General features: G+C 62.0%; 4 protein-coding genes. All 4 read right to left on the reverse strand.

Features of this window, described 5'->3' with window-relative positions; translation table 11 throughout:
- A partial coding sequence (locus tag WBB85_RS02105) for a transcription termination/antitermination NusG family protein (protein ID WP_432636969.1) occupies positions 1 to 372 on the reverse strand: 372 nt, incomplete at its 3' end.
- Positions 373 to 557: 185 nt separating this feature from the next.
- Positions 558 to 752, reverse strand: coding sequence for a preprotein translocase subunit SecE (gene secE, locus WBB85_RS02110; protein WP_432636970.1), 195 nt, complete (start codon positions 750 to 752; stop codon positions 558 to 560).
- An 80-nt stretch (positions 753 to 832) separates the two neighbouring features.
- Complete coding sequence (locus WBB85_RS02115; protein ID WP_432636971.1) at positions 833 to 1,144, reverse strand: phosphoribosyl-ATP diphosphatase; 312 nt, start codon at positions 1,142 to 1,144, stop codon at positions 833 to 835.
- A complete protein-coding gene (gene hisF / locus WBB85_RS02120; protein WP_432636972.1) occupies positions 1,141 to 1,902 on the reverse strand; it encodes an imidazole glycerol phosphate synthase subunit HisF in 762 nt (253 codons plus the stop codon). Before hisF ends, WBB85_RS02115 begins: the two co-directional genes overlap by 4 nt.
- Between the last annotated feature and the right edge of the window lie 65 nt (positions 1,903 to 1,967).

Genomic DNA, 1,967 nt, shown 5'->3' on the forward strand with positions numbered 1-1,967 from the left:
GTCGAAACGGATCAGGTTGCGCGGCGCGGCCTCGCCCTCTTCGACCCGGTTCAGAATGGCGTTCACCTCATGGTCGCGCATCGGCATCGGGCGACCCTGCGGCCCCAGAAACCCGGTCACGCGATTGATCGAACTGATCAGGTGGTAGCCCCGGCTCGACATTTCCATCCGCACCAGCACATAGCCCGGCATGAAGCGCCGTTCGGACGTCACTTTCTTGCCGCGGCGGATCTCCAGCACTTCCTCGGTCGGTACGAGAACTTCGTCGATCTCGTCCTCAAGACCCTTTTCGGCGACGGAATGCTTGATCTGTTCGGCGATCTTCTTCTCGAAGTTCGAGAGAACGCTCACCGAATACCACCGCTTCGCCATCTGCCTTAGACCCCGCTCGACCGACGACGTATCGCCGGATTATTTCAGAATTCCAATGGGTTGCCCCAACCTCACCCGAACAAAAAACAGCGCGCAGACCGAATCGTTGCGCGCCGAAGCCGGGAAAGTGGGGCCCGATTACAGGCCTTTGCCTGCAAATTCAAGGCCGAAAGGCCTGCCCGGTATCAGCCGCTCATTCCCAGAATCGTGGTCAGCCCAAGACGGATGATCATATCGACCACAAAGAAGAAGACCGATGTCAGCGCCGCCATGATGAAGACCATGATCGTCGTCGTCACGACTTCCTTGCGGGTCGGCCAGTGGACCTTCGCGGTTTCAGTGCGCACCTGCTGAAGAAACTGGAGAGGATTGGTGGCCATCGTCGGTTTCGCTTTCGGAGAGTTGCAACGGAGGGGAGATACGCGGGACGGGCCGCGAATTCAAGCCCGGGGCTTGCGGGTCAGCCTCGCCCGTCTTTTTCGGCAATGCCCGACAGGCCCGAGCGCCGGTCAAGCTCGGCCAGAACATCGGCGAGCGCGACATCCCGTGCGGCCAGCATGACCAGAAGGTGATAAAGCACATCGGCCGCCTCCGAGGTGAGCCGCGCACGGTCGCCCTTCACCGCCTCGATGATCGCCTCGACGGCTTCCTCGCCAAACTTCTCGGCACATTTCTCGGGCCCCTTGGCCAATAGCTTCGCAGTCCAGGAGCTTTCCGGGTCGGCACCCTTGCGGGCGGCAATGGTGGCAGCGAGTGTTTCCAGTGTGGTCATTCGAGCCTCATCGGGATGCCCGCAGCGGCCATGTGGTCCTTGGCCTCGCGGATCGTGAAATCGCCGAAATGGAAGATCGAGGCAGCAAGAACGGCCGAGGCGCCGCCCTTGGTGACGCCTTCGACAAGGTGGTCAAGCGTGCCGACGCCGCCCGAGGCAATCACCGGAACATCGACCGCATCCGATATGGCGCGGGTCAGGGGCAGGTTGAACCCTGCCCGCGTCCCGTCGCGGTCCATCGAGGTCAGCAGAATCTCCCCTGCCCCCTTCGCCTCAACAGTTTTCGCGAACTCCACCGCATCGATGCCAGTCGGCTTGCGGCCGCCATGGGTGAAAATCTCCCACCGCCCCGGCTCCACGGTCTTCGCGTCGATGGCGACAACGATGCACTGGCTGCCGAAACGGTCGGCGGCCTCAGCCACCACATCCGGGTTGGCAACGGCAGCAGAGTTGAAACTGACCTTGTCGGCCCCGGCCAGCAGCAGCGCCCGTACATCCTCATGGCTGCGCACGCCGCCGCCGACGGTCAGGGGGATGTAACATTGCTCGGCCGTGCGGGTGACGAGGTCGAACATCGTGCCCCGGTTTTCATGGGTCGCATGGATGTCCAGAAAACAAAGCTCATCCGCCCCCGCCGCATCGTAGGCCTTGGCGGCCTCAACCGGATCACCGGCATCGACGAGATCGACGAAATTGACGCCCTTGACCACGCGGCCATCGGCCACGTCGAGACAAGGAATAATCCGGGTCTTGAGCATGTTCAGGCGGTCCATTGCCAATCACGGCACCTTTTATTGGCGTGCGGCCCGAAAGACCAGAGCAT

Source organism: Albidovulum sp., assembly GCF_049646345.1.
Classification (GTDB): Bacteria; Pseudomonadota; Alphaproteobacteria; order Rhodobacterales; family Rhodobacteraceae; genus Albidovulum.